At 51.4% G+C, this 6,033-nt stretch carries 4 protein-coding genes; all 4 read left to right on the top strand.

Translation table 11 applies throughout. From position 1 onward, the window contains the following. The first annotated feature begins 239 nt into the window (after positions 1-239). The 4 genes from D5S03_RS13230 to D5S03_RS13215 all read left to right on the top strand — a co-directional run bounded on the left by D5S03_RS13230 (position 240) and on the right by D5S03_RS13215 (position 5,888). Positions 240-1,862: a type I secretion system permease/ATPase gene (locus tag D5S03_RS13230; RefSeq protein WP_287044394.1), complete on the top strand. Its 1,623-nt coding sequence runs from the start codon at positions 240-242 to the stop codon at positions 1,860-1,862. 281 nt (positions 1,863-2,143) lie between these two features. Beyond that, positions 2,144-2,362: a DUF2283 domain-containing protein gene (locus tag D5S03_RS13225; protein WP_287044392.1), complete on the top strand. Its 219-nt coding sequence runs from the start codon at positions 2,144-2,146 to the stop codon at positions 2,360-2,362. 504 nt (positions 2,363-2,866) lie between these two features. Next, complete coding sequence (locus D5S03_RS13220) at positions 2,867-4,240, top strand: HlyD family type I secretion periplasmic adaptor subunit (RefSeq protein ID WP_287044391.1); 1,374 nt, start codon at positions 2,867-2,869, stop codon at positions 4,238-4,240. A 283-nt stretch (positions 4,241-4,523) separates the two neighbouring features. Then, complete coding sequence (locus D5S03_RS13215) at positions 4,524-5,888, top strand: TolC family protein (RefSeq protein WP_287044389.1); 1,365 nt, start codon at positions 4,524-4,526, stop codon at positions 5,886-5,888. Positions 5,889-6,033: the final 145 nt, after the last annotated feature.

The following is a 6,033-nucleotide window of genomic DNA, read 5'->3' as shown; positions in this document are numbered from 1 at the left end:
TTTGATGAGCGCTACGAATATATCATAGCTCAATTGATAACCATGTCCAATAAGGCAGACAACTGGTGTAGAACGTAGGGGAGTGGTGAGACGTGTGGGCGTATGCACGTGTGGGCGTATGGGAGTGTGGGAGTAAAGACGTGCATACGTCTTAACTACGTGCATACGCCCATACGTACATACTCCCATACTTCTTAAGTAGTGGATCAAAGTAAAAACTAATCACTGGAAAATTTGGAATGCGAAAATATCTGGTAAGATTTCTGCCCCATCTGGGGTGTGCGTTTTTTTTCAGCATGTTTATAAACCTGCTGGCCCTGGCATACATTCTTTATCTGCGGCTTTTGTTCGACAAGGTTATGGACAGCCGCAGCATGGAGACACTTTTCTTCCTGACTGCTGCTGTAATCGGTGCTTATGTTGTCTCCGGGATCATGGAGGTGTTCCGTTCCAAGCTGCTGGTGCGCATCGGGGTCAAGTTTGATCAGATAGTGGCCGGGCGGATATTCGGCAGTATGCTCGACCAGTCGGTTGCTGCCGGAGGAGAAAAACACACTCAGGGCCTTAAGGATTTAAACAGCATCCGGAATTTTCTCTGCGGGACAGGGATCTTCGCCCTTTTCGACACCCCCTGGGTTCCTGTATATCTGGCCGTGATTTTTCTTTTTCACCCACTTCTGGGATACTTAGCCTGTGCCGGGGCACTGCTCCTGTTTCTTCTGGTGGTGGTCCAGGAGATCTCCACTTCACGCATGCAGGCCAGTCATTCCCAGTCTGCAATGAATACTGATCAGTTTCTAAGCTCCTCCATGCGCAATGCCCAGACAGTATACGCCATGGGCATGTTTCCATCCATGAGCAGACAATGGAAACAGTACAACAACCAGGACGTTTACTATGAAGATGTGCTGGCCGCCCGGAACGGGTTTTTCCAGAGCATGGCCAAATTCATCATGATGGGCACAGTGGTGGTCATCATGTCCACAGGGGCTTACTTAGTAATAATCCATGAAGCCACCCTGGGGACCATGGTAGCCTCGGCCATGTTTATGAGCCGGGCCCTGTCCCCCATCATGATGCTGGGCAACGCATGGAGAAGCTTTGTGGATGCCAGGCTGGCCTACAACCGGCTGAACGAGCTCATGGCCGAAGTGCATACCCATGACGATCCACAGTTGCCGGAACAAGACTCTCCAGAGAAACCAGAGACCTGCAGAGCTGAAGGCATCAGCCTGCACCTGGCCCAGATGCCTGTTTTTCAGGACATTTCCTTCCGGTTGAGTGCGGGAGAAATGATGGCTGTAACAGGGCCCAGCGGTTCCGGGAAAACATCCCTGGCCAGAGTTCTACTAGGAGTCTGGAAACCGGACCAGGGCAGCGTATTTCTGGATGATATTTCACTGCAAAGTTTTGACCAGGCGTTACTGGGCCGGAAAATGGGTTATGTTCCCCAGGAAGTGGAGCTTTTTTCCGGAACAGTAGCCGAAAATATCGCCAGACTCGGTGAAGTTGATTCCCCTTCCGTAGTCGACGCCGCCATGCAGGCCCGGGCGCACGACATGATTCTTGGACTGCCCCAGGGTTATGATACCAGGGTTGGTGAAGGAGGAATCGCCTTGTCCGGAGGGCAGAAGCAAAGAATTGTCCTGGCCAGGGCTTTGTACAAAGACCCCTGGCTTCTGGTTCTGGATGAGCCTGATTCGCATCTGGACCAGGGCGGCCGGGAGAGCATGAAAGAAGTCCTTGCAGATCTCAAATCAAAAGGTGTATTCTTGATTTTGATCTCCCACAATAACGAGCTCATCAAGCTTGCAGACAATGTGCTGGATATGCAGCAGGGGTCGATGCGCAGGATTGAGTAGGACGTATGGGCGTATGGGAGTGGGGACGTGTGGGAGTATGGGATTGGGGAATTTAAGAAATTGAGGAATTTAGGAATGTAGGGATTGGGGGATGCAGGGCATAGGGCGTGGGGCATGGAGCATGGGGAAGAAAATGGGCGTTGAAGTATGATCGGGGACGCGAAAGGAAGACCCGGGAGATTAAAATATGGCAGGCGGCAACATCCAGTTCAGTAGGCATGCAATAAGGAGAATGCATCTTTACGATATTTCCCGAGAAGAAGTTTCTAAGGAGCAGAGTCATGAAAATTTACTATGACGATCAAGTTGATGCAGCATATCTGCAGATGTCTCAAGAGGTACCTGCTGGAGTTGTGGAGATGTCCGAAGGAGTAAACCTGGACCTTACAGAAGACGGAAGAGTTGTAGGCATTGAAATTCTGAATGCATCCAGGAATTTTCCGCTAGAATCTCTTTTTAGCTGTGAGTATGAGCCCAGACTTATGGCAGATACCGGATAGATTTTAAGTATGAGTGTATGAGATAGGGGAATCAGAGATTGGGGGGATTGAGGGATTGAGGGATTGGGGGGATTCAGGAATTGAGGAATTGAGGGATTGGGGGATGCAAGGCATAGGGCGTAGGGCATGGAGCATGGGGCAGAGGGATTAAGAAATTTAAGGATTGGGGGATTGAGGGATGCAAGGCATGGGTAAGACGTATGGGAGTGTGTACGTATGGGAGTATGGGAGTAGGTGTGTATGGGCGTATGGGAGTGGGGACGTGTGGGCGTGTGGGAGCATTCTAAAACTCTAAAAACTTGCATACTTGCATACGTACATACTCGAAGAAGTGTGGGAGTAGGGGCGTAGGGGCGTGGGGATGTGTGGGCGTGTCATGTCTAAAACTCTTACACTTACATACTCCCATACGTACATACTCCCATACGTCTTAAATGGGATTAGCCAAATGAACTTTGAGCTTTCTGGATGAATTTTTAACTCTCAAGATTTAGAGACAGGGACATGAGCGAAAACAAACTGCAAAGCAACAATAATGTCAAGGCCATTGAAGGGGATAAAGGCGACCAGAAAACGGTTAATCTTCCCACTTCCTCTAGAAATGTAATCATTGCCGGCCTGCTTTTTGTGGCCCTGTTCTTTGGCGGCATCGGGGTCTGGGCTGCAACAGCTAATCTCGAAGGAGCGGTCATAGCACAAGGCGATATCATAGTGGAGACATACCGGCAGCAGGTGCAGCACCGAGACGGAGGTATCGTCAAGGATATCAAGGTACGCGAGGGTTACCAGGTTGAGAAGGGTGACGTTCTGATAACTCTGGACGGGGAGGAAGTCCGGGCTCAGCGGGATATGTACAGGGCAAGGATGGACAGTTTTCTGGCCCGGCAGGCCAGGCTCATGGCTGAAATCCAGAACGCAGATTCCATAGAATGGCCCCTGGCCCTTTTGGAAAGATCCCATTTGCCTGATGCAACTGAAAGTATGGAGAGTGAAGAGCAGATCTTCAAATCCAGGATGGAGGCCAAGAACAGCAGGATAGAACTGTTGCGGGCCCAGATCAACACCCAGAACTCGCTGATTCACGGCCGGGAAAGGCAGCTGCAGTCTATAGAAGACACCATAAGCTCCCTGGAAGAGGAAATTCAGGCCAAAGACCCGCTTCTCGAAGGAGGATTTATTGACATAACCGAGATTCTGGAACTGCAGCGCACCCTGAATTCCAACAGGGCCAACAAAGAGGAATTGACCACGGAAATTGACCAGGCTGAAGAGAGAATCAAAGAACTGGAACTGGAAATAACCGACCTTGAAAAAAGTTATGCCCAGGAAGCAGCCTCGGAACTGGGAGATGTCCGGCAGGAAATCGTGGATCTGCGTGAGCAGCTGAGGCCTGCAGAGGATGCAGCCAGGCGGCTTAACGTTACTGCGCCGAAAGCCGGCGTGGTGGTCAATCTGGAGGTGCGTACAGAAGGAGGAGTAATTCAGGGTGGTGAACCCCTTATGGAAATTGTCCCCCGAGACACCGGGCTGATAGTGTCTGCAAAAGTGGACCCGGACAAGATCGACGATGTCAGAAAAGGACAGGATGCCAGCGTTATGCTCTCGGCCTTTCCCAGAAGGTATACACCCAAGGTTAAAGGTGTGGTGACATATGTTGCAGCTGACCGGACCGAACCTGAACAGCGTGATGAACCCCCGTATTACCTGACCTATGTTCAACTGGACCAGCAGTCTCTAAAAGATGCCATCGACGATCCGGGAAAGTTGACGCCGGGCATGCCTGCAGAGGTGTATATACAAACTGAGGCCCAGACCGTGATGAGTTATGTCCTGTCACCAATTATTGACAGCATGGACCGGGCTTTTCGGGAGAATTAGGACGTATGGGAGTATGGGCGTAGGGGAGTATGGACTAGGGAATTTAGGAATTGTGGGATTGGGGAATTCAGGGAAGATAGAGCAGGGAATGGGGCGTGGGGACGTGTGGGAGTGTGGGAGTGAGGACGAGTGGGAGTGGGGAAGTATTAACAACATAGAAATCTTAAACTACGTGCAAACTCCCAAACTTACATACGTCTTAACTACGTGCATACTCCCATACGTACATACGTCTTAAATACGTGCATACTTTCAAAGTGGGAATAAAAATGGAGAATCGGGGATGGATATTAAAAGAGTAGTACTGGCGGGGTTTGTCAGCCTTTTTTTAATGGCTGGTCCGGTCCAGGCCGGGGATGAGACGCACAATTCCGGAGACAGCCTGGTCCTGGACATGAAGGACGCTGTCAAGATGGGCCTGGATAGAAGCCACAGGGTACAGGCCCATGATTATGGAATCAAAAGGAGCGAGTCCGAGGTCAAATCCGTGCGGGGGCAATTTTTCCCGCAGCTTTCAGCCGGAGCCGGATATACTTATCTGGACAGCCTTTCCGCCCGGGGGCCGACGGACCAGGACTACCTGGACCAGCAGCAGTACCAGTGGAATTTGCGGGCAGTGCAGACAGTTTTCGCCGGGATGACCATACTCAGTTCCTACCAGCAGGCCCGGATAGAAAAGGAAATCAGTGAACTGGAAAAAGAGAACACGGAAAGAGAGCTTATAAGGGAAATCCAGCATCACTTCCTGGAACTCTTAAAGGCCAGGGAGGACAGGCGGGCCTTAGACAGTTCCGTTGAAAGACTGGAGGTGGGCCTGGAAGCTTCAGAATCCTTTTATGAGAGGCAGTTGGTTCCGTATGTGGACGTGCTCCAGGCCGGGGTGGAACTGGAAGAAGCCAGGCAGGACCTGAGCCAGGCCAAGAACGAGGAGCAGATCCAGAAGACCCGGCTTAATGCCCTGCTGGGCTTTGGCTATGACTACCTTATAGGCTACGAGGGCGACCTGGAAGAGATACCCCTGGATATTTTCTTTGAAACCCGCGAGGTGATCGACATCGCCATGGAGCAAAGAACTGACCTGATGTTTATCCGCAAGAACATGGCTGTTACTGAACAGGAGCGGCGCATAGCCAGAGGCCAAAAAATGCCCAGGGTCAACCTGGAGTTTGTCTATACCGACCGCAAAAGGGATTACGACGAACCTCAGCAGACCATGGAAGGCCCCATGGACCGGGACCAGCGCAACCGGCACTGGACTGCAGGAGCAAGTATAGAATGGGAATTCTTCAGCGGCGGGCAACAGTATTATCAGCATGAAGCCATGGGCTATGAAATCCGCAGGCTGGTGCAGACCCTCAAGGAAACCGAATCATCTATTGTTACAGAGGTGCGTACTGCCCAGATGCGCCTGGATGAAGCCAGGGACAGGCTGGTGTCTACGCGTAAAGCCCTGAACGCGGCCCAGGAAAACTACGACATGCAGGAACACCGCTACAAGCAGAGAGTCGGGACCATCACCGACCTGCTGACCGCACAGGAACACCTCACCGAGGCCGAAACCCGCAACAACCAGGCCTTGATGGATTTTCAGCAGGCATTGTCCGAACTGTATTTCGCCATAGGAGAGCGCAATTACGGTCTGGATTAAGTGTCTCACCATGGCGGCCCGGGTCCAAACCTGTGAGTAAATTGATAAGGAAGTGGTCATTTAGAACAAACCACCCCCGGCCCCTCCTTAACCAAGGAGGGGAGAAGATAGAGGCCTCCTTCACCAAGGAGGGGAGAAGATAGAG

The organism is Desulfonatronospira sp. MSAO_Bac3, assembly GCF_003838035.1.
GTDB classification, from domain to species: domain Bacteria; phylum Desulfobacterota; class Desulfovibrionia; order Desulfovibrionales; family Desulfonatronovibrionaceae; genus Desulfonatronospira; species Desulfonatronospira thiodismutans.
The sequence above is the reverse complement of the archived record's forward strand: the minus strand, read 5'-3'. Positions and strand labels throughout refer to the sequence as shown.